Annotated in this window: 25 protein-coding genes and 1 pseudogene; 11 read left to right on the forward strand and 15 right to left on the reverse strand. The window is 72.9% G+C overall.

Annotated features, from left to right (window positions below; all coding sequences use genetic code 11):
• Window positions 1-47 precede the first annotated feature (47 nt).
• The 4 genes from MKK64_RS21295 to MKK64_RS21310 all read right to left on the reverse strand — a co-directional run bounded on the left by MKK64_RS21295 (window position 48) and on the right by MKK64_RS21310 (window position 3,994).
• Window positions 48-740: a 50S ribosomal protein L25/general stress protein Ctc gene (locus tag MKK64_RS21295; RefSeq protein WP_147727247.1), complete on the reverse strand. Its 693-nt coding sequence runs from the start codon at window positions 738-740 to the stop codon at window positions 48-50.
• Window positions 741-911: 171 nt separating this feature from the next.
• On the reverse strand, window positions 912-1,910 hold the full coding sequence (gene lpxK / locus MKK64_RS21300; RefSeq protein ID WP_243937017.1) for a tetraacyldisaccharide 4'-kinase: 999 nt from the start codon (window positions 1,908-1,910) through the stop codon (window positions 912-914).
• Entirely contained in the window at window positions 1,910-3,214 is a 1,305-nt protein-coding gene (locus MKK64_RS21305) for a 3-deoxy-D-manno-octulosonic acid transferase (RefSeq protein WP_243937019.1), read from the reverse strand. Before MKK64_RS21305 ends, lpxK begins: the two co-directional genes overlap by 1 nt.
• 24 nt (window positions 3,215-3,238) lie before the next feature.
• Window positions 3,239-3,994: a lysophospholipid acyltransferase family protein gene (locus MKK64_RS21310; RefSeq protein ID WP_147844497.1), complete on the reverse strand. Its 756-nt coding sequence runs from the start codon at window positions 3,992-3,994 to the stop codon at window positions 3,239-3,241.
• Window positions 3,995-4,458: 464 nt separating this feature from the next.
• Between MKK64_RS21310 and MKK64_RS21315 the strand changes: the two are divergent.
• The 3 genes and pseudogenes from MKK64_RS21315 to MKK64_RS21325 form a co-directional block, all read left to right on the forward strand.
• Window positions 4,459-4,938 (forward strand): annotated as a pseudogene (locus MKK64_RS21315) (VIT family protein); the annotation flags it as partial.
• A gap of 97 nt (window positions 4,939-5,035) precedes the next feature.
• The gene (locus tag MKK64_RS21320) at window positions 5,036-5,479 is read left to right on the forward strand and encodes a DMT family transporter (RefSeq protein WP_243937021.1); all 444 of its coding nucleotides are present in this window, start codon (window positions 5,036-5,038) and stop codon (window positions 5,477-5,479) included.
• 103 nt (window positions 5,480-5,582) lie between these two features.
• Window positions 5,583-6,515: a metallophosphoesterase family protein gene (locus MKK64_RS21325; protein WP_243938337.1), complete on the forward strand. Its 933-nt coding sequence runs from the start codon at window positions 5,583-5,585 to the stop codon at window positions 6,513-6,515.
• 8 nt (window positions 6,516-6,523) lie between these two features.
• Here the strand turns inward: MKK64_RS21325 and MKK64_RS21330 are convergent, their stop codons facing one another.
• Together MKK64_RS21330 and nhaA are read right to left on the reverse strand one after the other, a co-directional pair.
• Window positions 6,524-6,685 (reverse strand): hypothetical protein, encoded by a 162-nt coding sequence (locus tag MKK64_RS21330; RefSeq protein WP_187274899.1) that lies wholly within the window; start codon window positions 6,683-6,685, stop codon window positions 6,524-6,526.
• Window positions 6,686-7,268: 583 nt separating this feature from the next.
• Complete coding sequence (gene nhaA, locus MKK64_RS21335) at window positions 7,269-8,441, reverse strand: Na+/H+ antiporter NhaA (RefSeq protein ID WP_243937025.1); 1,173 nt, start codon at window positions 8,439-8,441, stop codon at window positions 7,269-7,271.
• A 100-nt stretch (window positions 8,442-8,541) separates the two neighbouring features.
• Between nhaA and MKK64_RS21340 the strand changes: the two genes are divergently transcribed.
• Entirely contained in the window at window positions 8,542-9,846 is a 1,305-nt protein-coding gene (locus MKK64_RS21340; RefSeq protein ID WP_147728681.1) for an MFS transporter, read from the forward strand.
• A gap of 90 nt (window positions 9,847-9,936) precedes the next feature.
• Here the strand turns inward: MKK64_RS21340 and MKK64_RS21345 are convergent, their stop codons facing one another.
• Window positions 9,937-10,488, reverse strand: a complete 552-nt coding sequence (locus MKK64_RS21345; protein ID WP_147844284.1) for a PAS domain-containing protein — start codon at window positions 10,486-10,488, stop codon at window positions 9,937-9,939.
• A gap of 142 nt (window positions 10,489-10,630) precedes the next feature.
• On the reverse strand, window positions 10,631-11,290 hold the full coding sequence (locus tag MKK64_RS21350; protein ID WP_243937177.1) for a TlpA disulfide reductase family protein: 660 nt from the start codon (window positions 11,288-11,290) through the stop codon (window positions 10,631-10,633).
• Window positions 11,291-11,436: 146 nt separating this feature from the next.
• On the opposite strand from MKK64_RS21350, the gene argH reads away from it, so the two are divergent.
• The 3 genes from argH (at window position 11,437) to MKK64_RS21365 (ending at window position 14,036) form a co-directional block, all read left to right on the forward strand.
• Window positions 11,437-12,828: an argininosuccinate lyase gene (gene argH, locus MKK64_RS21355; RefSeq protein ID WP_243937027.1), complete on the forward strand. Its 1,392-nt coding sequence runs from the start codon at window positions 11,437-11,439 to the stop codon at window positions 12,826-12,828.
• A gap of 95 nt (window positions 12,829-12,923) precedes the next feature.
• Window positions 12,924-13,199 carry a hypothetical protein gene (locus tag MKK64_RS21360; RefSeq protein ID WP_243937034.1) on the forward strand — a complete coding sequence of 92 codons (276 nt, stop codon included), beginning with the start codon at window positions 12,924-12,926 and terminating at the stop codon, window positions 13,197-13,199.
• A 150-nt stretch (window positions 13,200-13,349) separates the two neighbouring features.
• A complete protein-coding gene (locus MKK64_RS21365; protein ID WP_243937042.1) occupies window positions 13,350-14,036 on the forward strand; it encodes an invasion associated locus b family protein in 687 nt (228 codons plus the stop codon).
• A 57-nt stretch (window positions 14,037-14,093) separates the two neighbouring features.
• Here the strand turns inward: MKK64_RS21365 and MKK64_RS21370 are convergent, their stop codons facing one another.
• Window positions 14,094-14,414 carry a hypothetical protein gene (locus MKK64_RS21370; protein ID WP_243937044.1) on the reverse strand — a complete coding sequence of 107 codons (321 nt, stop codon included), beginning with the start codon at window positions 14,412-14,414 and terminating at the stop codon, window positions 14,094-14,096.
• A gap of 393 nt (window positions 14,415-14,807) precedes the next feature.
• Window positions 14,808-15,506 carry an HAD family hydrolase gene (locus tag MKK64_RS21375; protein ID WP_147728516.1) on the reverse strand — a complete coding sequence of 233 codons (699 nt, stop codon included), beginning with the start codon at window positions 15,504-15,506 and terminating at the stop codon, window positions 14,808-14,810.
• A 132-nt stretch (window positions 15,507-15,638) separates the two neighbouring features.
• On the opposite strand from MKK64_RS21375, the gene MKK64_RS21380 reads away from it, so the two are divergent.
• From MKK64_RS21380 to MKK64_RS21390, 3 genes are all read left to right on the forward strand, one after another.
• Complete coding sequence (locus MKK64_RS21380) at window positions 15,639-15,959, forward strand: PetM family of cytochrome b6f complex subunit 7 (protein WP_147728517.1); 321 nt, start codon at window positions 15,639-15,641, stop codon at window positions 15,957-15,959.
• Window positions 15,960-16,041: 82 nt separating this feature from the next.
• A complete protein-coding gene (msrA, locus tag MKK64_RS21385) occupies window positions 16,042-16,698 on the forward strand; it encodes a peptide-methionine (S)-S-oxide reductase MsrA (protein ID WP_147844091.1) in 657 nt (218 codons plus the stop codon).
• Between the two features lie 459 nt (window positions 16,699-17,157).
• Complete coding sequence (locus tag MKK64_RS21390) at window positions 17,158-18,282, forward strand: acyltransferase family protein (RefSeq protein WP_243937046.1); 1,125 nt, start codon at window positions 17,158-17,160, stop codon at window positions 18,280-18,282.
• Between the two features lie 99 nt (window positions 18,283-18,381).
• Here the strand turns inward: MKK64_RS21390 and MKK64_RS21395 are convergent, their stop codons facing one another.
• The 5 genes from MKK64_RS21395 to MKK64_RS21415 form a co-directional block, all read right to left on the reverse strand.
• Window positions 18,382-19,542 carry an acetyl-CoA C-acyltransferase gene (locus tag MKK64_RS21395; protein WP_243937048.1) on the reverse strand — a complete coding sequence of 387 codons (1,161 nt, stop codon included), beginning with the start codon at window positions 19,540-19,542 and terminating at the stop codon, window positions 18,382-18,384.
• 282 nt (window positions 19,543-19,824) lie between these two features.
• Window positions 19,825-20,133, reverse strand: coding sequence for a hypothetical protein (locus MKK64_RS21400; RefSeq protein WP_147844574.1), 309 nt, complete (start codon window positions 20,131-20,133; stop codon window positions 19,825-19,827).
• A 186-nt stretch (window positions 20,134-20,319) separates the two neighbouring features.
• Window positions 20,320-21,672 carry an acetyl-CoA carboxylase biotin carboxylase subunit gene (gene accC / locus MKK64_RS21405; RefSeq protein WP_147729490.1) on the reverse strand — a complete coding sequence of 451 codons (1,353 nt, stop codon included), beginning with the start codon at window positions 21,670-21,672 and terminating at the stop codon, window positions 20,320-20,322.
• A 57-nt stretch (window positions 21,673-21,729) separates the two neighbouring features.
• On the reverse strand, window positions 21,730-22,200 hold the full coding sequence (accB, locus tag MKK64_RS21410; protein ID WP_243937055.1) for an acetyl-CoA carboxylase biotin carboxyl carrier protein: 471 nt from the start codon (window positions 22,198-22,200) through the stop codon (window positions 21,730-21,732).
• A 148-nt stretch (window positions 22,201-22,348) separates the two neighbouring features.
• Complete coding sequence (locus MKK64_RS21415; RefSeq protein ID WP_243937178.1) at window positions 22,349-23,083, reverse strand: DsbA family protein; 735 nt, start codon at window positions 23,081-23,083, stop codon at window positions 22,349-22,351.
• Between the two features lie 215 nt (window positions 23,084-23,298).
• Here MKK64_RS21415 and MKK64_RS21420 point away from each other — a divergent pair, with 215 nt between their 5' ends.
• Window positions 23,299-23,955: a DUF1345 domain-containing protein gene (locus tag MKK64_RS21420; protein WP_243937057.1), complete on the forward strand. Its 657-nt coding sequence runs from the start codon at window positions 23,299-23,301 to the stop codon at window positions 23,953-23,955.
• Window positions 23,956-23,970: the final 15 nt, after the last annotated feature.

A 23,970-nucleotide genomic window follows, 5' to 3' on the forward strand; every position in this document is an offset into this window, starting at 1 on the left:
GCGCCGCCGCGGGGCGGCGGCGCGGGAGGATCGCGCCCGCGAAGGGCTCAGTCCTCCTTCTTCTCCTCGGTGGCCTCGGCCTCTTCGGCCTCGGCTTCGACCTTCTCGGCCTCGGCTTCCGCCGACTGCGCCTCGGCGATCGCGGCCTCCTCGGCCTCGACCTCGGCGCCGAGCACGGTCGGCGGCACGACGTTGGCGATCGGGTCGGCGGCCTCGCCGGTGTAGGTGACGCCGGCCGGCAGGGTGACGTCGGAGACGTGGATCACGTCGCCGATCTGGCGGCCGGTGAGGTCGATCTCGATCCCATCGGGGATCTGGTCGGGGGCGACCTCGACGGCCAGGGTGTGCAGCGAGATGTTGAGCGTGCCGCCCTGCTGCTTGATGCCGGGGGCCGCGTCCTCGTTGTGGAAGTGTACCGGCACCTCGACGGTGACGGTCTGGCCGGCGACGACGCGCAGGAAGTCGACGTGCATCGGCACGCCGCTGACCGGGTCGAGCTGGAAGTCGCGCGGGATCGCGCGGGTCTTCTTGCCGCCGGCGTTGATCTCGAACAGCGTGGTCTTGAAGCCGCCGGCGTAGATCAGGGTGCGGGTGCGGATGAGGTCGATGGCGATCGACTGCGGCGGCTGGCCGCCACCGTACACGACGGCGGGAACCTGGCCCTGGCGACGAACGGCCCGGGCGGCCCCCTTGCCGACCCGGTCGCGTGCCACGGCCTCAAGCGTCTTGACTGCGCTCATGGCGTGATCCTTCGATTGATGAATGGTCGGGGAAACGACGAAGGCCGCCCGAGACGGACGGCCGAACCGAAACCCCACGCGCCCGTGCCTCCAAGGGTGTCTGGCGGGCGTGGAGCGCCTATAGCGGGGTTGGGCCCCGATGGCAACGCGGAGGGCGGATCGTCCGGCGGCTCACGGCCCGATCCGGAGCCCGGACAGCACCCGCGCCCGCACGCCGTCCGGATCGGCGAAGGCCAGGCGCACCGGCAGCACCCGCACCCGCGCGGCGAAGGCTTCGGGCAGGCGGACGTGGTCCTTCTCGGTGGTAGCCAATTCCGCGCCGAGACGGTCGGCCTCCGCTGCGAGCCGCGCGAGGTCGGCGTCGCGGTAGGGATGGTGGTCGGGGAAGCTGCGGGTCGCGGCGATCTCGGCGCCGGCCTCGCGCAGCGACGCGAAGACCTTCTCAGGACGGCCGATGCCGGCGAAGGCCAGCACGCGGCGGCCGGCGACCGCGGCGCCCTCGGGGACCAGCCGGGCGCGAAGAACCGGCAGGCCGCGCGCCAGGGCCTGCGCCGCCACCGCCTCGCCGGCCGCGCTTTCGCCCGCCCTGCCCTCGCCGATCAGCACGAGGCCGCCGACATGCGGCCATTGCCGCGCCAGCGGCGCGCGCAGCGGCCCGGCGGGGAAGGCCAGCCCGTTGCCGGTGCCGACGCCGGCATCGACGACGGCGAGCGCGAGGTCCTTCGCCAGGGTCGGGTTCTGCAGGCCATCGTCCATGACGACGACGTCGGCGCCCGCCGCCACGCAGAGGCGCGCGCCGGCGACGCGGTCGCGGGCGACGACGACCGGCGCGTGGCGGGCGAGCAGCAGCGGCTCGTCGCCGACGTCGCGCCAGCCGCGGCGGGCGGGATCGACGAGGACCGGCCCGGGCAGGCGCCCGCCGTAGCCGCGGCTGAGGAAGGCGGGCGTCCGTCCGAGGTCGCGCAGCAGCGCGGCCAGGGCGATCGCGCTCGGGGTCTTGCCGGCGCCGCCGAGGGTGAAGTTGCCGAGGCACAGGACCGGGCACTCCGCCCGCGCGCCGGGCCGGTCCATGCGGGCGGCGGTGTGGCGGCCGTAGGCGCGCCCGAGCGGCGCCAGCAGACGTGCGGCCGGATGGTCCGGGCCGTCCTGCCAGAAGCGCGGCGGGCGCATCAGCCGTGGTGGAAGGCGGCGAGCTTCATCTGGGCGATGAAGGGGTCGAGCACCGCCAGCGTCCGCTCCACCGCGCCCTCGAACGGCACCAGGGCGCGCTGCCCGGCCCGGGTCATCGCGTCGATGCGGTCGGGGGCGGCCATCAGGTCGGCCAGCGTCGCGGCGAGCTCGGCGGCGTCGGCGACCGCGGCGGCGCCCCCTCCGGCATCGAGGGCGCGGTAGACCTCGGTGAAGTTCTCCGTGTGCGGCCCGTGCAGCACGGCGCTGCTCAGGCGCACCGGCTCGATCGGGTTCTGGCCGCCATGCGGCACCAGCGAGCCGCCGAGGAACACCAGCGGGCTCAGGCGGTAGAACAGCCCGAGCTCGCCGATCGTGTCGGCGACGTAGAGGTCGATCGACGGGTGCGGGCGCCCGCCCGCCGAGCGGCGCGCGCTGCGCAGGCCCTGCGCCGTGGCGCAGGCCGCCACCTCGCCGCCGCGATGGGGGTGGCGCGGGGCGACGATGGTCAGGAGCCGCGGGAACCGGCCCTTGAGCGCGGCATGGGCCTCGGCCGCCGCCGCGTCCTCGCCCGGATGGGTGCTCGCCGCGACCCAGACCGGGCGGTCGCCGATCATGTCGCCGAGATAGGCCACCTGCTGCGGATCGGCCGGCTGAACGGCGGCGTCGTACTTGAGGTTCCCTGCCACGCTCACCCGCGGCGCGCCGAGGCGCACGAAGCGCTCGGCGTCGTCCCGCGTCTGCGTCAGGCAGATCGCGATCCGCGCGAGCAGCGCCCGCGCCGTGCGCGGCGCGCGCGCCCAGCCCGCGTACGAGCGTTCCGACATCCGCCCGTTGACGAGCAGCAGCGGGATGGCGCGGACATGCAGCGCCACCACCGTGTTCGGCCAGATCTCGGATTCGGCCACCAGGGCGAGGTCGGGCTGCCAATGGTCGAGGAAGCGCTCGACCCAGCGCGGCGCGTCGAGCGGCATGTACTGGTGCACGGCGCCGGCCGGCAGGCGCGCGCCGATCAGCTCGGCGGCGCTGCGGGTGCCGGTGGTGACCAGCACCGAGAAGCCGCGGGCGATCATGCCCTCGACCAGGCCGACCAGCGAGAGCGATTCGCCGACCGAGGCCCCGTGCATCCAGACCAGCGACCCGACCGGCCGCGCCCGCCCGGGCAGGCCGCGGCGCTCGGGCAGCCGCGTCGGGTCCTCCTTGCCCTGCCGCGCCCGCCACGCCAGCAGGCCGGCGACCGCCGGCTCGCCGAGCCACAGGCCGCCGCGATAGGCCTTGAGGGCCAAGGTGAGGGGCGGCGCCCTCATGCCCGGATCCTCATGCCGGGCTCCTCATGCCGCCTCGGCGCGCGGCGCGGCGGCCCCGAGCCAGTTGTCCCCGACCCGGTCGAGGCGGCCGACGAGGGTGTAGGCGCGGTCGTGGACCCGGTTCATCTCGGCCTCGAGGCGGGCGCGCAGGGCCTCGAACGTCTCCGGGTCGGGATCGCGCGGCACGAAGACCGCCTCGCCGAACACCACCGCGCCGCGGCCGAACGGGAGCCCGAGGCAGGCGCGGTCCCAGCTGCCGAAGCGGATGTGGCGGCTCGTCACCACCGCCACCGGCACGATCGGCCGGCCGGAGAAGCGCGCCAGGGTGAGGATGCCGGCATCGGCCCGGCGCGAGACCTTCGGAACGTCGGCCGAGAAGGCGACGATCTCGCCGTTCTTCAGGGCCCGGATCATCGCGCGCAGGCCCTCGGCGCCGCCCTTGGCCTTGGCGTCCTTGACCACGCGGCCGCGGGCGCCGGAGGCGCGGATCACCCGCACGCCCATCCGCTCCAGGGCGATGGTGTTGATGTTGCCGTCGGGATTCTTCGAGATGATCGTCGCGACCCGGTCCACCGGCCGCCCGGCGAACGACACCATGATGTGCTGGCCGTGCCACATCCCGGCGATGAACGGCGACATCCCGTCGAGCCAGGGATCGGCGCCGGCGGGCTCGACGGTGAAGCGGTTGGTCCGGCGCACGAGCGTGAGGTAGCCGGCCGCGAGCCGTCCCAGGGCGCCCTGCACGGCCGGATGGCGGATGACGCGCTTGCCCAGGCTCATCGTGCCGAAGCCCGGCGCACCCGGCCCCGTGCGGACGGGCCGCGATCGCCGGGCGAGGCCGCGCAATGCTGCGGCACGCGAACGGCGGGAACGGTCGGCGTGGGATTCATGTCTCGCTTTCCGAGGCTCGGCCGGGCTTGCGCGGGGGCGCGACGGCCGGAGGGCGGCAAGGCGCCGACCGCGCCTGGCGACGGGTCGGGCAGTTCGGACGCGACAGCGGGACGGCACCGTCCTGCGCCGCCCGGTGGCTGTCTAGACCCGTGGCCTCGGCCCGCGCAACCGAGACCAGGCGTCCCGGGGCGGCCGATCGCTGCGCGGCGTGCCCGAAAACACCTCGAAACCGCGCGAAACGGGTTGTTTGGATCAATTCCAATGTGTAGCTTGGAATCGATCTAAATAGGATATCGATCATGGACGCGACCCTCGTCGTCGACCCCCATACCCCGCAACCCCACGACGACGCCCACCGCGCCTTCGTGCTCGCCTACGTCCAGCCGGGGCTCGCCGGGCTGATCGACGGATCGGTCTCGACGCTGGCCCCGATCTTCGCCGCCGCCTTCGCCACGCACAGCAACGGCGCGACCTTCCTCGTCGGGCTCGCGGCCTCGCTCGGGGCCGGGATCAGCATGGGCTTCACCGAGGCGCTCTCGGACGACGGCCGCGTCACCGGGCGCGGGAGCCCGTGGATGCGCGGCCTGGTCTGCGGCGCGATGACGGCGCTCGGCGGGCTCGGCCACACCCTGCCCTACGCGATCCCGAGCCACTGGCCGAACGCCTTCGCGCTCGCGACCGGCCTCGCGGTGCTGGTGGTGGCGATCGAACTGCTCGCCATCGCCGCGATCCGCACCCGCTACATGGCGACCCCGTTCGGCCGCGCGGTGCTGCAGATCGTGCTCGGCGGCGCGCTGGTGCTGGCGGTGGGGGTGCTGATCGGCAGCGCCTGAGCGCGTCGCCCGATCCGACGGGGCGCCGGCCGCCACCATTTCGTCGCAGGCGATCCGAATCGGGAAACTGGGCGGTTCGGCCGCGCGATACCGGGTCATGTGGTATCTCTACGGACTGACCGTCCTCGCCGGCCTCGCGAACGCGATCCAGCCCGGGCAGAACGCGACCCTCTCGAAGAGCTTCGGCCTGCCGGTCACGGCGGCCGTGGTGATCCTCTTCGTCAGCACGGCCTTCACGCTGCTGGGCGGCCTGGCATTCGGCAAGCTCGCCGTGCCGAGCTGGGAGCAGGTCGCCGCGGTGCCCTGGTGGGGCTGGCTCGGCGGCTGCCTCAGCGTCCTGCTGATCCTGGCCCAGCTCTACGCCGCGCCCGCGATCGGCGCCGCGTCGTTCCTCGGCCTCATCGTGACGGTCGGCGTCGTCGCCTCGATCGTGCTCGACAACTACGGCTGGGTCGGGTTCGAGGTCCATCCGGCCAGCCTGTGGCGCGTGCTCGGGGCAGCCCTGATGATCGTCGGCGTTGGGATGGTCGCCTTCACATGAACCCTGATCGTCGCGCGGCATGAACCTCGATCGTCGCGCGGCGTGAGGCTCGGCCGGCGTGCGGCACGCGCCGGCTCGCTTGACGCGGCCGGCCTCAACCGCGATGCGGTCCCCCGTGTCCTTCCGCCTCGCCCACCTCACCGACCCGCATGTCGGCCCCCTGCCGCGGCCGCGCCTGCGCCAGCTCTTCGGCAAGCGCGCGACGGGCTACGCCAACTGGCGCCGCGGGCGCTCGCGCAGCCACGACATGGAGGTGCTCGGCGCGCTCGTCGCCGATCTGAGGCTGCAGGCGCCCGACCACGTCGCCTGCACCGGCGACCTGTGCAACATCGGCCTGCCGAGCGAGTGGGACACCGCGCGCATCTTCCTGGAGGCGCTCGGCACGCCCGAGGCGGTCAGCTTCGTGCCGGGAAACCACGACGCCTACGTGCGCGGCTCCCTCGAGGGCCTGCTCGCGGCCTGCGGTGCCTGGACCGCCGACGACGCCGGCGGCAGCGGCACGTTTCCCTATCTGCGCCGGCGCGGGCCGCTGGCTCTGGTCGGCCTGTCGAGCGCGATCCCGACGGTGCCGTTCGTCGCCACCGGCCGGCTCGGGCCGCGCCAGATCGCGGCGGCCGAATCGCTCCTGCGCACGCTGGCGACCGACCCGTCGCGGCCGGCGCGCGTCGTGATGATCCACCACCCGCCCCATCCCGGCGGCGCGAGCCCGGGCCGCGACCTGCGCGATGCCGCGGCCTTCAGCGCGATGCTCGGCCGCGTCGGCGCCGACCTCGTCCTGCACGGGCACAACCACGTGGCGAGCGTCGCCCACGTGGCGGGGCCGGGCGGGCGGGCGATCCCGGTGGTCGGCGGCGCATCCGCCTCGGCGCGGCCCGGCGCGCAGGCCGGCGGGCACGGGTCGGAGGCCGCCCGGCGGGCAGCCTACATCCTGTACGCGTTCTCGGAGAGCGGGGGGCGCCACGTCGTCTCGGCGGCGCAGCGCGGGATCGGAGCGGGCGGAACCGTGATGGATCTCGGCCCGCTCGCACTGGGCTGACGTTCGGCTCAGGCGGTGGCGGCGAGAAGCCCGGAACGCCGGCGGTCGCCGATGCTGGCCTCGTAGCGTTCGGCCTGGAGCCGCGTGAGGCCGGAGATCAAGGCGGTGGACCCACGATAGACCGTATAGGTGCCGTCCTGGGTAGGCTTGACGCGAATCGTCTCGGACATGGGGACCATCCTGTGCTGCGTTGACCGAATCGTTAGCCGTCGCTCTTCTTCCGCGGTGATTCTCCGATCCTGTAATGATGCCCGACGTTACCGCTTCGGCTTCCGCGCGCAAGGGCGGCGCGGCGCGGATACGTAAGTAATTTTGCATTCGATCGACATGGAGCACGGGACGACGCGCGGGCGGCGCGCTTCGCACCGTGGCGGCACGCGGGAGGCACGAACGAAAAGCCCGCCGGCTTTCGCCGACGGGCCGGTGGCAGGGGCCACGTTCCCGGGTTCGAGGGTGCTGTCCGGCGTGCGTCCCGCGGCGCTCGGGGCCGCGGGGTCGGGCGCCTAAAACCCTCCCGAAAACCTCTATCCCTGTCGATGGGCGCTCGGCGGATCGTCCTGGTCACCGGCACCGGTGTCGGCGGAATGGACGTGGGTGGGGCTTGCATGCATGGCAGACCTCCTCTTCGTCTCGCTCCGGCGACGGAGCCTCGCATCGGGGAGCCGCGTCGCCATGAGGAGAGGCTAGACCCGCCCGGCCCACGCTGGCAAGGGGCGTTTTCGAGGATTCGCCAGCCGGCTCGCCGGGCCCGGCTCAGGCCCGGGCGGGGCTCCGCGCGGACGGGAGCCCGAGGATCGCGGCGCCGACCAGGCCGGAGAGCAGGGAGCCGGCGAGCACCCCGAGCTTCACCTCCGTCTCGTGGGCGGCATCGGAGAAGGCGAGCGCGCCGATGAACAGGCTCATGGTGAAGCCGATGCCGCACAGCACGGCGACGCCGTAGACCTGGACCCAGCTCGCCCCGCCGGGCCGGCGCGCGAGGCCGAGCGCCACCGCGAGGCGCAGGGCGGCGAACACGCCGGCCTGCTTGCCGAGGAACAGCCCGAACGCGACGCCCAGCGTCACCGGGTCGAGGAAGGCGGTGGGCGACAGGCCGCGCAGCGGCACCCCGGCATTGGCGAAGCCGAACAGCGGCACGATCCCGAAGGCGACGAAAGGCGTGATCGCGTGCTCCAGCCGGTGCAGCGGCGAGGTCGCGTCCTCCGGCCGGCCCGGGCTCACGCGGATCGGGATGGTCAGCGCCAGCAGCACGCCCGCCACCGTGGCGTGGACGCCCGAGCGCAGCACCAGCACCCAGAGCACGAGGCCGAGCAGCAGGTAGGGCGCGAGCGCGACGACGCCGAAGCGGTTCAGGCCGACGAGGAGCGCCAGCACCACGGCCGCCAGCCCGAGCATCGTCGGATCGAGGCTGCCGGTATAGGCCAGCGCGATGATCAGCACGGCGCCGAGGTCGTCGACGATCGCCACCGCGCCGAGCAGGATCTTGAGCGAGACCGGCGCCCGCCGGCCGAGCAGCGCCAGCACGCCGAGCGCGAAGGCGATGTCGGTCGCCGCCGGGATCGCCCAGCCCCGCGCGGTCCCGGCGCCGGCATTGAAGGCGAGGTAGACCAGGGCCGGCACCACCATCCCGCCGAGCGCCGCGATGCCGGGCAGCGCCCGATCGGGCCAGGTCCGCAACGCGCCGTCCAGCGCCTCGCGCTTGATCTCGAGGCCGACGAGCAGGAAGAACACCGCCATCAGGCCGTCGTTGATCCAGTGCTGGATGCTCAACGGGCCGAGCGGCGCGTGCAGCGCCTGGGCGTAGGTCCCGGCGAGCCCGGTATTGGCGACGACGAGGGCGCAGGCGGCGGCCGCCATCAGCACGAGGCCGCCGGCCGCCTCGCTCGCGAGCGCGGTGCGGATCGCGGAACGGGGGCGCGGCTTCGTCATGGCGCCGGGGGTGCCCGGGTTTGCGCCCACGGGCAAGCCCTGCCGGTGGCGGTCCGGGCTCGGGACGTCTATGCGGGCACCGATGACGCAAGGACGCGCGATGACCGCCACGACGACACCGGACCACCCGGCCCTGAACCGCAAGGCTGTCGGCGCCGTGGTCCTCGGCAACGCGCTCGAGTTCTACGACTTCACGCTCTACGCCTTCTTCGCCGTGCCGATCGGCGCGGCGTTCTTCCCGTCCGACAACGCCACCGACAGCCTGCTCGCCTCGCTCGCCCTGTTCGGCATCGGCTACGTGATGCGGCCGATCGGCGGCATCGTGATCGGCGCCTTCGCCGACCGGGCCGGGCGCAAGCCCGCCATGCTGATCACCATCGCGCTGATGGCGGTCGGCATGCTGATGCTGGCGCTGGCGCCGTCCTACGCGACGCTCGGCGGCTGGGCGCAGGTGATCGTCATCGTCGGGCGGCTGATCCAGGGGCTGGCGCTCGGCGGCGAGGTCGGCCCCTCCACCGCCTACCTGCTGGAGGCGGCGCCCCCGAGGCACCGCGGCTTTGTGGCGAGCTGGCAGATCGCGAGCCAGGGCTGCGCCGCCCTGTTCGCCGGCATCGTCGCGACGGGGCTCACCATCGTCCTCGGCGAGGCGGCGATGGCGGATTGGGGCTGGCGCGTCATGTTCCTGCTCGGCATCGGCGTCGTGCCGGTCGGCCTCGTGATCCGCAGCCACCTGCCCGAGACCGCGGGCGAGGGCGAGGATCCGGCGGCGGCGGCCTCCACCGGCGCGGTGGTGGTGCGGCTGCTGCGCGAGCACGGGCGCCTGCTGCTCCTGACCTTCGTCGTCATCGCCGCCTCGACCGTCTCGAACGCCATCGGCACCAACATGCCGGTCTACGCGCACGCCACCCTCGGGCTCACCGAGACGGTGTCGACGGCGGTGCCGATCGCCCTCGGCCTCGCCTCGGTGGTGTTCCCGCTGCTGGGCGGCTGGCTCGCCGACCGGTTCGGGCGGCGCCCGGTGCTGGTGTGGCCGCGGGCCGCGATCGTGGTGCTGGCGGTGCCGGCCTTCTGGTGGCTGGCGCAGGCGCCGACCGCGGCCTCGGTCTACGCGGTGACGTTCCTGATGTCGGCGCTGTCCTCGATCAACGCGGCGGCGATCATCGTCGCGATCCCCGAATCGCTGCCGCGGGCGGTGCGCAGCGCCGGGCTCTCGATCGTCTACGCCTTCTCGGTCTCGATCTTCGGCGGCAGCACGAACTACGTCGTCAACAAGCTGATCGCGATCACCGGCGACCGGCTGGCGCCGGCCTACTACCTCGTCGCGTTCAGCGTGCTCGGCACGATCGCCGCCTGGATGATGCACGAGACCCGCGGGCGCGACCTCGACGCCGACACCGAGGCGTGAGGCGCGCCGAACCGACGCCGCGCCGTCAGGGCCTGTCGTGAGATGGCATCGTCCACACGCGAGCCGGAATCCACCGCGCGCGACGAGGCTCTAATGCAGGTTCGAGCCGTCCTGCGCGGTGGCGGAGGCCCGGACGAGCTCGCGGCCGACCTCGTGCAGGGCGACCTCGACCGCGGCCAGCGCGCAGGTGCCGCCGCCCTGCATGATCAGCGCATGCGCGGTGATCAGGTGGTCGGCGACCAGCTCCAAGACCGAGCGCGGCTCGGAATCCGCCACCGGCGACGGCAGGGTGAAGCGGCCGAGCGACCCGGTCGCCGTGCTCTTGGGCGGCGGCGACGCGAGCCGGCTGATGGAGCCGAAGAAGCCGAGGAAGGTCCGCTCGGGCGGCCCGAAGGACGGCACCGCGCCGGCCACGACCCAGGTCGCCCGCCCGTCCGGCGACAGCAGGCGATAGCGCACCGTGAACTCGCTGCGGGCGACGCTCGCCTCGGCGACCACGGTCCGCACGACGGCGAGGTCGTCCGGATGGATGACCTTGCTCCATCCCTGTTGCGATACGTCTTCGATCTGCTGACCGGTCAGAACAGTCCATTCATCACTGAGATAGACCACCTTTCCGGCTGCATCCGTTACGAAGATCATGGCCCAACCTCGGCTATAGCCGAGCTATGGCGCAGGGTCCGGCCTCAGGCAATCGGGCATCGCGGCAAATCATCCGTCGGCCCCCGGCTTCGCGCCTTGCCTTAAAGTCCAATGGACAGCGCGCCCGCGCTCCGAAGCGGGCTCAGGACGTGCGCCCGAGGGCCGCCCGGATCAGGGCGAGCCCGTCCGGGCTCGACCATTCGGCCGGCCCCTTCATCACGCCGATGGTGCAGCCGGCGGGGTCGACCAGCAGGGTCGTCGGCAGGCCGGGCGAGCCGGTGTCGCGCTGCACCGCCGGCAGCACGCGCCCGCCGGGATCGGCGTAGTAGGCCAGCCGCGCGATGCCGTTGTCCCGCATCCAGACCGGCGGCCTGTCGAGGTTGCGCGTGTCGAGGTTGATCGCGACCACCGCGAAATCCTTGCCGCCGAGCACGGCCTCGAGCCGGTCGAGGGCCGGCATCTCGGCCTTGCACGGCGCGCACCACGTCGCCCACAGGTTCAGGAGGACGAGGCGGCCGCGGAAATCCGAGAGCCGCAGGTCGGCCTCCCCTCCCCCGTCCTTCCCTCCGTTGCCCGGCCCCTTGAACGCGATGTCGGGTGCCGGCCGGGCCTTCTCGGGCGCCTGCATCGCCACGACGTCGCCGCGGGCGGCGGCGTCGACCCGGGCCACCGCGGCGGCCGAGCCGGCACAGGGCGCGGGGGCGTTGCCGGGCCCCGCACCGGTCCCGTATAGGGCGAGGCCGGCGGCCAAGGCGGTGACGAGGCCGGCGCCGATCGCGGCGCCCATCAATCGTCCAGGCATCATCGTTGCGTACCCCAGAGCATTTTCGAGCGCGGCGGATGCCGGCGCGCGTGAAGAGAATGCGACCACACGAGAGGCGGGCGCATTCCCCGTGATCGCGGGATCACGGGGAATGCTCGAGCGCGAGCGGAAGGATCGGGAAGACCATGAGCAACCGGATGTGGGGCGGACGCTTCGCGAGCGGCCCCGCCGAGATCATGGAGGAGATCAACGCCTCCATCGGATTCGACAAGCGCCTCGCCCCCCAGGACATCCGCGGCTCGCTGGCGCATGTCGCGATGCTGGGCGCCCAGGGCATCCTGCCGGCCGACGATGTGGCAGCCATCGAGGGCGGCCTCAAGGCCGTGCAGGCGGAGATCGAGTCCGGCGGCTTCGTGTTCAAGCGCGAGCTCGAGGACATCCACATGTCGGTCGAGAGCCGGCTGACCGAGATCGTCGGCCCGGCCGCCGGGCGCCTGCACACCGCGCGCTCGCGCAACGACCAGGTCGCCACCGACATGAAGCTGTGGGTGCGCGACACCCTCGACAACCTCGACGCGCAGGCCGCCGGGCTGCAGCGGGCGCTGGCGGAGAAGGCGCTGGCCCATGCCGGCACGGTGATGCCGGGCTTCACCCACCTGCAATCGGCCCAGCCGGTCACCTTCGGGCACCATTGCCTCGCCTATGTCGAGATGCTGGCGCGCGACCGCGGCCGTTTTCGCGATGCGCGCGCCCGGCTCAACGAGTGCCCGCTGGGCGCGGCCGCGCTCGCCGGCACCTCGTTCCCGATCGACCGGCACGCCACGGCCGCGGCGCTGGGCTTCGACCGCCCGACGGCGAACTCGCTCGACTCCGTCGCCGACCGCGACTTCGCCCTCGAATCGCTCTCGGCCGCCTCGATCTGCGCGATCCACCTCTCGCGCTTCGCCGAGGAGCTGGTGGTGTGGACCTCGGCGCAGTTCGACTTCGTCAAGCTGTCGGACGGGTACACCACCGGCTCGTCGATCATGCCGCAGAAGCGCAACCCCGACGCGGCGGAGCTGGTGCGGGCCAAGAGCGGGCGCATCGTCGGCGCGCTGATGGGCCTGCTCACGGTGATGAAGGGCCTGCCGCTGGCCTATTCGAAGGACATGCAGGAGGACAAGGAGGGCACCTTCGACGCGCTGCAGGCGCTGTCGCTGTGCCTGGCCGCGATGACCGGCATGGTCCGCGACCTCGAGCCGAACGCGGAGGTCCTCGCGCGGGCCGCGGGCTCCGGCTACAGCACCGCGACCGACCTCGCCGACTGGCTGGTGCGCGAGCTCGGGCTGCCGTTCCGCCAGGCGCACCACGTCACCGGCCGCCTCGTCGGCATGGCCTCGGCCAAGGGCGTCGGGCTGGAGGCGCTGTCGCTGCCCGAGATGCAGGAGGCGGAGCCGCAGATCACGCAGGCGGTCTACGCGGTGCTGGGCGTCGCGAACTCGGTGGCGAGCCGGGTCAGCTTCGGCGGCACCGCCCCGGCCAACGTCCGCGCGCAGGCCGAGGGCTGGCTCGCGCGGCTCGCGGAGCCGGCTGCCTGAAAATGGTGCACAGCAACCGAAAGCCGCCTGGCGCGTTCACGGTCTAGCTAGGTAAGCCCTGCTACAGCGGCGCAAGCGCATCGGAGACCGCGAGCATGCCCGTCGAGAGTTGGACGAAGCCGGAGGAGACCCCGGCACTCGCCGCCACCGCCACCGCGATGATCGACGCGGCCCTCGTCGGCTCCGGCCTCGCGCGCGACGCCTACTGGGCCGCCGTGCGCAAGGGCTACAACACGCCCTACAACGATCCCCAGCCCAAGCCGGCCCCCGCGCCGACCCCCCCGGTGCGGATCGACCTCGGCGAGGCGCCGGCTCTGCCGGTCGCGGCGATGGCGGCCCAGAACGCCGCCGCCGAGATCCACGCCGGCTGACGGCGCCGGGCGGCGCCGATCCGGGCGGCCCGAGCCCCCATCTTGCCGAAGCGGCGCGCAGGCTTCATGACTCCCGCGTCCGGTGCCGGTGTCGCGCCGACCGAGCCCTCGGCGCGCCCGGCGCGCCGGCCAGCCGACCGGGAAGTGACGATGCGTTCAGCCCTCTGCCTGCTCCCGCTCGGCGCGCTCGCGCTGACGTGCCTGCTGCCCGCCGGCAGCGCACCGACGGTTGCGCGGCTGCTCGGGATCTCGGCGGCCTCGGCGCAGGACGCGGAGGCGCCGGCCGCCGCCTCCCACCGCCGCCGCCGGGGCGGCCGCGAGCGGACGCAAAAGGAAGCGCCGACGCCGCCCGGCATGCAGCAGGCGACGCCGGTGGCGATCTTCGGCGACTGGAACGTGTTCGCCAGCGGCCAGGGCAAGACCCGCCTGTGCTACGCCATCGCCCAGCCGCAGACCCGCTCTCCGGCGACGCTCAAGCGCGACACCGCCTACCTGTTCGTCACCGTGCGCAAGGGCGAGAACGTCCAGAACGAGATCGCGGTGATGCTCGGCTTCCCGTCCAAGCCCGCGGCCGCCCAGGCCAGGCCCGGTGCCGCCGCCGCCCCGAGCGACCCGGCGATCACCCTGGGCAGCGCCCGCTACGGCCTCGTGGTGAAGGACGGCAACGCCTGGCTCCAGAACCCCTCGGAGGAGGCCCGCGTCGTCTCCGAGATGAGCGGCCGGGTGCCCAAGCTCCTGGTCAAGACCATCTCGATGCGCGGCCGGCCGACCAGCGACGAGTACGCGCTGGCCGGCTTCGGCGAGGCCATGAAGCGCACCCGCGAGGAGTGCAAGTAAGGGGGGATCCTCCCTCCCCCCCCCCTGAAGCGGGGAGGGAGAGAAGGGTAGCCCCCCTCAGACCGCGGCCGGCCTGCCCCCGCCCGGTCGGGCGCCCGACACCCGGGTGCGGGCCCGGAACCGCTCGCGGGCGGCGCGGGCGGCCTGCTCGGTGCTGCGGAACACCGTGCCGTCGAGCTCGTCGAAGGCACGAGCCGAGGAGAAGAAGCGCACCCCGCCTGGCTCGGGCACGGCGATGCCGGCGGCGATCTCGCCCACCTCGATGATCCGGGTCGGCGGCGGCTCCGCGTGCAGGCGGTTGCGGGCGCGCTGGGTCAGGTGGTCGGCGAACAGGTCGTGCGTCGGGGCGGCCTGCGCGGCCGGATGAAGCTGTGGCATGACGGATGTCTCCCGGGGCCGGTCGCGATGCCGGCGGTGCTGGGCGGTCGGATCGTCTGTCGGCGCGCGAACGTCAGCCGCGACAGCGACCACGAGGCCGGCGCATACGCGCGCCGTGCACGGGGAGAGCGGGGGTCGAGGGGTATCGGATCACGGTAGGAGTCCTCCTGACGTTGAAGGACCGCAGGACGGCGTCGTCCGGCAGTGCTTTAGCGTTTGATGACGCGGCGCAAGCGATGCTCCTCAAATCACCGCGGTCGGCGATGCTTGACATCGCCGACCTCGCTAAGATGGAGATCTGCCGGCGCGGCGTCAAAGGAAGCCGTTTCCGTTTTTTTGCAGTTTTCGGGCACAAACCCGCGCCGACGTCCCGGGCGGCAGCCCGATCCTGCCTCAGCCCTGCGCGCCGATCGCCGCCAGGCTCGCGGCGAGGTCGCGGTGGTCGCGATAGACCCGCGCGGCCCCGGCCGCGAGCAGGTCGGCCCCGTCGCGGTCGTGGCCCCAATGGCCGCCGCCGGTGAAGCCGAGCACCCGCATCCCGGCCGCCCGCGCGGCGGTGACGCCGGGCACGCTGTCCTCGATCACCAGGCAGGCGTCGGGCGAGGCCCCCATCCGGGCGGCGGCGTGCAGGAACAGGTCGGGAAACGGCTTGCCGCGGGCGACCTCGACCGCCGAGTAGATCCGCCCGTCGAACAGCGGCAGCAGGCCGGTGAGGCCGAGCGAGTGGCGCAGCCGCACGGGATCGCTGCTCGAGGCGACGCAGGTCGGCAGCGAGAGGGCGGCCACCGCCTCGGCGATCCCGGCCATGGCGCGCAGCTCCGCGTCGAAGATCGCCAGGGTCTCGGCCTTCACCGCCGCGACGAACCCCTCGGGCGCCGTGACGCCGTAGTCGCGCGCGACGTGGCCCATGATCGAGGCCATGGAGGTGCCGGCGAAGCGTGCCCGCACGGTCTCGACGTCGATCGCGACGCCGATGCGGTTGAGCCCGGCGGTGAGGCAGGCGAGGCTCAGGGGCTCGCTGTCCACCAGAACGCCGTCGCAATCGAAGATGACGAGGGCCGGCGGCACCGGGGCCTGTACGCGGATGGTCACGGGTGGTCGGTTCCTGTCGCCGGGGCCGCCCCTGTGGCACGGCGGGCGCGGGCGCGGCAACCGCTTGCGCGGCGGGGGCGGGGCTCGTACGCCCTCCGGACCGGCCGACGCGCGTGCTCCCGAGACCCGACGATGTTCCGTTTCCTCCTGCGCCTCCTCGGCTTCGTGCTGCTGGCCGGCGGCTTCGTGGCCCTGGTCTACGACGGCGCCCGCTCGGTCGCCAACAACGGCCTGCGGATCACGCCGCTGAGCGAATTGCTGTTCACGCTGTTCAAGGACAAGGCGAGCGCGCTCCAGGCCACGGTCGAGGGCGTGGCGCCGTGGCTGTGGAACCTCGCGGTGCTGCCGCTCACCCTGGCGCCGGCCTCGCTGCTCGGCCTCGGCCTCGGCGCGGTGCTGCTCTGGCTCGGGCAGCCGGCGCGCGAGCCGATCGGGTTCCTCACGCGCTCCTGAGGCGACCGGCCGCTTCATCAACCGGGCGGGCGACCCCATATACGGGTTTGACGCGAACCCGCCGCCCGAAGGATGCCCGATGCTGCAGATGTTCCGCAAGAAGGCCGAGATGCCGAGCCCGGCCGACGCGCTGCCCGGCCGCCCCGATCCGCTGCCGACCGCCGAGACCCACTTCGTCAACGGCAACCCGCTCAAGGGCCCGTACCCGCCGGGCACCGAGACGATCGGCCTCGGCTTCGGCTGCTTCTGGGGCGCGGAGCGCAAGTTCTGGCAGCTGCCCGCGGGCGTGTTCGTCACGGCGGTGGGCTACCAGGGCGGGTACACCCCGAACCCGACCTACGAGGAGGTCTGCTCCGGCCGCACCGGGCACAACGAGGTCGTGCTGGTCGCCTTCGATCCGGCGGTGCTGCCGCTCGAATCCGTGCTCAAGACCTTCTTCGAGAGCCACGACCCGACGCAAGGGTACCGCCAGGGCAACGACGTCGGCACGCAGTACCGGTCCGGCATCTACCTCACCGATCCCGCGCAGGAGGCGACGGCCAAGGCCGTGCGCTCGGCCTACGCCGCCGCGCTGAAGGCCCGCGGCTTCCCGGACGTCACCACCGAGATCGTCTCCGGCCAGATCTTCTACTTCGCCGAGGCCTACCACCAGCAGTACCTGGCCAAGAACCCGGCCGGCTATTGCGGCCTCGGCGGCACGGGCGTCGCCTGCCCGATCGGGACCGGCGTGGCGGCCTAGCCTCCCGCAAACGCTAGCGGCCGAACGCGGACCGCGCATCGCGTTCGGCTCCGGTCGCCGCCGACCCCGCCTCGCAGGGCCGCGGCCGCGAGGCGGGCGCTCCGCCAAGCCGGCGTCCTCGGGCGACGAAGCCTTGCGCTGACGATGCCGCGCGGACCTTCGCCCGACGGCCGGGCTCCCCGATCGAGGACGACCGCTCCGGCGTTCGATCGGACCTATCGGGCTCGATGTGCGTCTCTGGTCGGATCCGGTTCGCCTTCCTGCCTGCCTCGACGATCCCGCCTCAGGTGTCTTGCGCCGAGCCACGGCGGATCCTGCCGATCGTCGAGCCTCCGCGGGGCACCCGTCGCGTCGCCGGCCGGCCTTTAACCAAGCCCTTCGAAGCGGCTTGTCGAGACTCGGACCGCCTGCAATCGTCGCCGCGCCCTGCATCCGAGGGCGAACGCGATCGATGCCGTCATGCGCCGCCTCCACTGCATCGATTCGATCCGCGGCTTAGCCGCCTTGGCGGTGATCTACGCCCATACCGTCGAATTCGGTCTCAGGGCTCAGCTCGGGCCGTCTCCGCTGGAGCGAAACCTGCTCGGGCACCTGACCGCGTATCTCGACGTCGGCAAGATCGCGGTCACGCTGTTCTTCGCCGTCTCCGGCTTCGTCGTCCCGTTCTCGCTCTTCAAGCCGAGCCGCCGACCGGTCCTGGCCTTCGCCGTCTCGCGGTTCTTACGCCTCTATCCCGCCTACTGGCTCTCGATCCCGTGCGGCCTGCTCGTCCTGTTCGTGTGGGCCGGCCGCGACGTGCCGAACCTGCTCGTGCCGGCCAACATGACCATGCTGCAGCAGTTCCTCGGCGTGGAGAACATCATCGGCCTGTATTGGACGCTCCAGATCGAGCTGATCTTCTACGCCATCTGCGTGGGGCTGTTCGTCATCGGTCGCCTCGACGACCGCACGGGTGCCGTGGTCTGCGCGCTCTCGCTCATCGCGGCCGCCGTCGTCCTGGCCGGCCTGCGCTTCCATCTGGAACGCAAGTTCCCCGTGGCGGTGCCGCTCTCGCTCGCCGTGATGTTCTGGGGCCTGTGCCTGCGCTACCATGTCTTCGAGCAGCGGGCGGGCTGGGGCTCCGCATCGGCCCTGGTGACGGCGGCGCTGATCCTCGCCGTGCCACTGGTGTCCGTGCTCGCCTACAATCGCGACATGGGTTTTCACGAGAGCTGGGTGAAGTACGTCATCACCTACTGGCTGGCGATGGCGCTCTTCGCGCTCCTCGCCGTGAAGGTCAGGATCGAAGGACGGGTCTTCGTCGGCCTCGGTGCGATCAGCTATTCGATCTACCTGTTCGGGCCCGTGGTCCAGGTCGTGCTCGAGCACGCGCTGGCGGGATACGAGCCGGTCGTCCCGGTCCACGTCTTCGCCGCGGCGACCGCGCTCGTGACCGTCGGCGTCGCGACGCTGATGTATCGATGGATCGAGAGGCCGGCGATCGCGCTGGGCCGCCACGTCGTGCACCGGTTCGGCGACCGACCCCGCCTCGGGGAATCGGCGGTCGCCGTTGCGGCCGCCCCGAACCGTCGGCTTGCCGGCTAGCACCCTTTTTGCGATCCTCGTATCACGAAACGAGCACCGGCTCATGGCGTGGTCGCATTGTCGTCACGCGAGGCGGTATCCGCCACGCTCGACCCTGCTTCAGGACGTCCGCTCCACCGCGATCGCCGTCGCCTCGCCGCCGCCGATGCAGAGCGCGGCGATGCCGCGGCGGCCTCCGGTGCGGGCGAGCGCGGCCAGCAGCGTCACCACGATGCGGGCGCCCGAGGCGCCGATCGGGTGGCCGAGGGCGCAGGCGCCGCCGTGGACGTTGACGCGGTCGGGCTGCAGGTCGAGGTCGCGCATCGCGGCCATGGCCACCACCGCGAAGGCCTCGTTGATCTCGTAGAGGTCGACGTCGCCGGCCCGCCAGCCGACCTTGTCGAGCAGCTTGCCGATCGCGCCGATCGGCGCGGTCGAGAACCAGGCCGGCGCCGCGGCGTGGCTCGCGTGCCCGCGGACGATGCCCAGCGGCGCGACGCCGCCGCGCTCGGCTTGCGACCGGCGCATCAGCACCAGGGCCGCCGCCCCGTCCGAGATCGACGAGGCGTTGGCCGCCGTCACCGTGCCGTCGGGCCGGAAGGCGGGCTTGAGGGTCGGGATCTTCTCGGGCCGGGCCCGGCGTGGGCCCTCGTCGGTCGCGGCCCCGCCGACGGGGACGATCTCGTCGGCGAAGGCGCCCTCCGCCGTCGCGCGGGTGGCGCGGGCCAGCGATTCGAGGGCGTAGGCGTCCTGCGCCTCCCGCGTGAACTGGTAGGCTTGCGCGGTGTCCTCGGCGAAGGTGCCCATCAGGCGGCCGCGATCGTAGGCGTCCTCCAGCCCGTCCAGGAACATGTGGTCGAGCATGCGCCCGTGGCCGAGGCGCTGGCCGCCCCACGCCTTGTCGAGGAGGTAGGGCGCGTTCGACATCGATTCCATGCCGCCCGCCACCACGGTCCCGGCCGAGCCCGCCGCGATCATGTCGTGGCCGAGCATCAGCGCCTTCATGCCCGAGCCGCAGACCTTGTTCAGGGTCGCGCACGGGGTCGCCTCGGACAGGCCGGCCCCGAGCGCCGCCTGGCGCGCCGGCGCCTGACCGAGGCCCGCCGGCAGGACGCAGCCCATCACCACCTCGGACACGCCGTCGGCGGCAAGCCCGGCCCGCGCCACCGCCGCGCGGATCGCCGCGGCGCCGAGCTCCGGGGCCGCCACCCGCGCCAGCTCCCCCTGGAACGCGCCCATCGGCGTGCGCGCCGCCCCCGCGATCACGATCGGATCGGACATCGTCGCCTCCCGTGCCGGCCTTCGCCTGATGCGGCCATTCCAGTCCGGCGGCGGTGGGATGTCCAGCCTGGGTGGTGCGGCGGGCTTGCGCTGCCCACCGCGCCGGCCGTCATGCGTCCGCGTCGCTGCCGGAAACAACGCAGGCCCCCTCTCCCGTGCGGGAGAGGGGGCGGGTCGGCGCCTCGAACGATCTGTCCGGGTCGCCGCAGCGAAGGACGGGAAACCGAAAAGGCCGGCTCCCTTCCGGGAACCGGCCTCGCGATCCACGACGGGCGGAGCGATTCAGCGGGCGGGGCCGCCCGAGGTGGCGCCGGCGTTGGGGGCCATCTTGTTGGTCTGGTCGGCGTTGCCGCCCTTGGCGGAGTCGACGGCACCGGCGCCGGGGGTCGCGCCCATCTCGCCGGCCGGGCGGATGGCGGTGCTGCCGGTGGTCATCGCGCCGCCGGCGCCGGGTGCCGTGTCGCGCGGGCCGCCGGTGGTCTGGCCGGCCTGGGGCACGGCGCGCGAGGGCTGGCCGACGTTGCCGGCATCCTGGGCGAGGGCGGGGCCGGAGATCAGGGCGCCGACGAGGGCGAGGGATGCGAGGCGCATGGAGATCCGTTTCGATGGCGTGCGATGGGACCGAGCAACGGGCGGCGGGCGCTTCCGTTCCGGTTCCACCGGCCGACGCCCCGCATCGCATCCGGATCATCCCCGCGGGATCCTGGATTCGGGCCCGGCTCGAGCCCCGCGCGGGCCTGCCGAAGACCGGTTTCGCGCCGATCCGCCGCGACGAGATCAGGCGTCGAGGCCGCCCCCCTCCAGGAAATGCTCAAGCCAGTGGATGTCGTAGGCGCCGTTCTGGACGTCGGGGTTGCGCACCAGGGTGCGGAACAGCGGCAGCGTGGTGTCGACGCCGTCGATGACGAACTCGTCGAGCGCCCGGCGCAGGCGCATCAGGCACTCGTTGCGGGTGCGGCCGTGGACGATGAGCTTGCCGATCAGCGAATCGTAGTGCGGCGGCACGCGGTAGCCCTGGAAGGCGGCCGAGTCGACGCGCACGCCGAGGCCGCCGGGCGGGTGGTAGTAGGTGATGAGGCCGGGCGAGGGCCGGAAAGTCGCCGGGTGCTCGGCGTTGATGCGGCACTCGATGGCGTGCCCCTCGACCTTGATGTCGCCCTGCGCCACCGACAGGGCGCCGCCGGCCGCGACCCGGATCTGCTCGATCACGAGGTCGATGCCGGTGATCATCTCGGTGACGGGATGCTCCACCTGGATCCGCGTGTTCATCTCGATGAAGTAGAACCGCCCGTCCTCGTACAGGAACTCGACGGTGCCGGCGCCCAGATAGCCGAGCTTGCGCATCGCGTCGGCGCAGATCTCGCCGATCTCGGCCCGCATCGCCTCGTTGAGCGCGGGCGAGCCGCCCTCCTCCCAGACCTTCTGGTGCCGGCGCTGGAGCGAGCAGTCGCGCTCGGCCAGGTGCACCGCGCCGCCGCGGCCGTCGCCCAGCACCTGCACCTCGATGTGGCGCGGGTTGGTGAGGTACTTCTCCAGGTAGACCGCGTCGTCGCCGAACGCCGCCTTGGCCTCGGAGCGGGCCATGCCGAGCGCTTGGCTCAGCTCGGCTTCCGAGCGCGCCACCTTCATGCCGCGCCCGCCGCCGCCGGCCGCCGCCTTGACCAGCACCGGGTAGCCGATCTCAGCGGCGACGCGCTTGGCCTCCTCCGGGTCCTCGATGCCGCCGTCGGAGCCGGGCACGCACGGGATGCCGAGCTTGAGCGCGGTGCGCTTGGCCTCGATCTTGTCGCCCATGATCCGGATGTGCTCGGCCTTGGGGCCGATGAAGCCGATCTCGTGGTGGGCCAGCACCTCGGCGAAGCGCGCGTTCTCCGAGAGGAAGCCGTAGCCGGGATGGACCGCGTCGGCGCCGGTGATCTCGCAGGCCGCGATGATCGAGGGGATGTTGAGGTAGCTGTCGCGGGCGGCCGGCGGGCCGATGCAGACGCTCTCGTCGGCGAGCCGCACGTGCATCGCGTCGGCGTCGGCCGTCGAGTGCACCGCCACGGTCTTGATGCCGAGCTCCTTCGACGCCCGGAGGATGCGAAGCGCGATCTCGCCGCGGTTGGCGATCAGGATCTTGTCGAACATGGCAGGGGCGCTTTCGAGCGGAGGGTGCGCGGTTCGGGTGGGGACAGGCGCGCCCGACTACTCGATGACGATCAGGGCTTCGCCGTACTCGACCGGCTGCCCGTCCTCGACGAAGATCGCGGCCACCGTGCCGGCGCGGGGCGCGACGATCTCGTTGAAGGTCTTCATCGCCTCGATCAGCAGCAGCTTGTCGCCGACCTCGACCCGGGAGCCGACCTCGACGAAGGCCTTCGCCTCGGGCGAGGGGCGCAGGTAGGCGGTGCCGACCATCGGCGACGGCACGGCGCCGGGATGGGTCTTGCCGCGCTCGGGGGCGGCGCCGGGGCCGGGGCTCGGCACGGGCGCGAGCGCCGCCGGGGCCGCCATCGCGGCGGGCGCGGCCACCTGGACGCTCACGGGCTCGATCCGGCGGACGACGCGGATGCGCAGATCCCCCTTCTCGACCTCGATCTCGGACAGGCCGGTCTCGGTGACGAGGTTGGCGAGCTCGCGCACGAGATCGGCATCGATGGGGTCGTGCTTGGACATCGGGCCTGTCTTCTGGGGGCTTGACCTGGGATTGGGGTGACCGCCGCGGCGGCGCCGATCCGCCGGCGCGGCCGCGCGACCGGGGCCCGGATCCCGCGAAGGCGCCGGTCTTAGACGACCGGGCGCGTTCGCGACACCCTTTCTCGCCTCAGCAGGAGGCGTGGCCGCACTGGCGGACGTCGGCGATGGTCTTGCGGATCGGGTCGACGCCGACGGCGCCGGGGATGATCTCGTCGCCGATGATGAAGGCGGGCGTGCCGGACAGGCCGAGCTTGTCGCCGAGGCCGCGGTTCTCGGTGAGCGCCGCCTTCACCTCGGGGCCCTGGGCGTCCTTCTGCAGCCGGGCCACGTCGAGCCCCATCGCCTTGGCGACGTCGAGGGCCTTGGCGCCGTTCGCCCGGCCCTTGGATTCGAGCAGCTTCTGGTGGAACTCGAACAGCTTGTCGCCCTTGATCTGCTGCTTGGCGGCGAGCGCGATCTGGCTGGCCTCGAGCGATTCCGGGCCAAGCACCGGGAAATCCTTGATCACCACGCGCAGCTTCGGATCGGCCTTGATCAGCGCCTGCACGTCGCCGAGCGCCTTGCGGCAATAGCCGCAATTGTAGTCGAAGAACTCGATCATCGTGACGTCGCCCGCCGGGTTGCCGGCGACGACGTCGTGCGGGCTGTCGAGCAACGCCTTCTGCGATTCCTTGAGCGCGGCGGCCTGGGCCAGGCGCTGGGTCTCGGCCTGGCGCTTCTCGCCCTCGGCGATCGCCTCCTGCAGCACGTCGGGGTTCTTGATCAGGTAGTCCTTGACGATCGCCTCGATCCCGGCGCGCTGCGCATCGGTGAAGGGCGCGGCCGGCGCGGTCTGCGCCCGGGCCGGGAGGCCGAGGGGCATGGCCAAGGGAACGGCCAAGGGGACGGCGAGCAGCAGCGCGCGGCGGGAGGCCGAGAGGAAACGGGAGAGAGGCATACGTCCTCGCTGGGCGGGCGCGGCGGGCGGGCCGGACCGGGGTCTGGCCGGTCCGCTATCGGCCGGGTTAGGCGTTTTCACGGCGGCGGGTCAAATCCCGTCGTGCCCGATCGAAGTTTCTCCCGCGAGGCGTCACGCCGATGATCAATCCCATCCGGGCCTTCCGGCTCCGCCCGCGCCTGCTCGCGGCGTTCGGCATCATGGCCGCGGGCGCGCTGCTGATGCCGGGCGCCGACCTCGTCACCCGCCTGCTCGCCGGCTGGTGCGCCGGAATCGTGGCCTACGCGGTGCTGATCGTCCACCAATCCACCGGGCAGTCGCGCGACGCCCTGCGCCTGCAGGCGTCGCGCCTCGACGACAGCGCGGCCCTGGTGACGGTGTTCACCCTGCTCGCGGCCGCGGCGAGCTTCGCCGCCGTCGGCGTGCTGGTGCTCGGCGGCAAGGCGAGCGGCGCCGGCAAGGTCTTCGACCTGACGCTCGCCGGGGCGACCGTGCTGTGCACCTGGGCCTTCGTGCAGCTCGTCTTCACGATCCACTACGCCCACGTCTACTACGGCGACGACGCACCCGGCGAGAGCCGCGGCGGCCTCGACTTCCACGGCGACGACGCCCCCGACTTCTGGGACTTCCTGTACTTCACCGTCACCATCGGCGCGGCGGCGGCCACCTCGGACACCAACATCACCAGCAAGCGCATGCGCCGGATCGCCACCGTGCAGACGGTCTACGCCTACCTGTTCAACACCGGCGTGCTGGCGCTCGCCGTCAACATGGCGGCGGGGTTCGTCGGGCATTGAGGGGGGTTGCGCAGC

Source organism: Methylobacterium sp. E-025 (assembly GCF_022829705.1).
Lineage (GTDB): Bacteria > Pseudomonadota > Alphaproteobacteria > Rhizobiales > Beijerinckiaceae > Methylobacterium.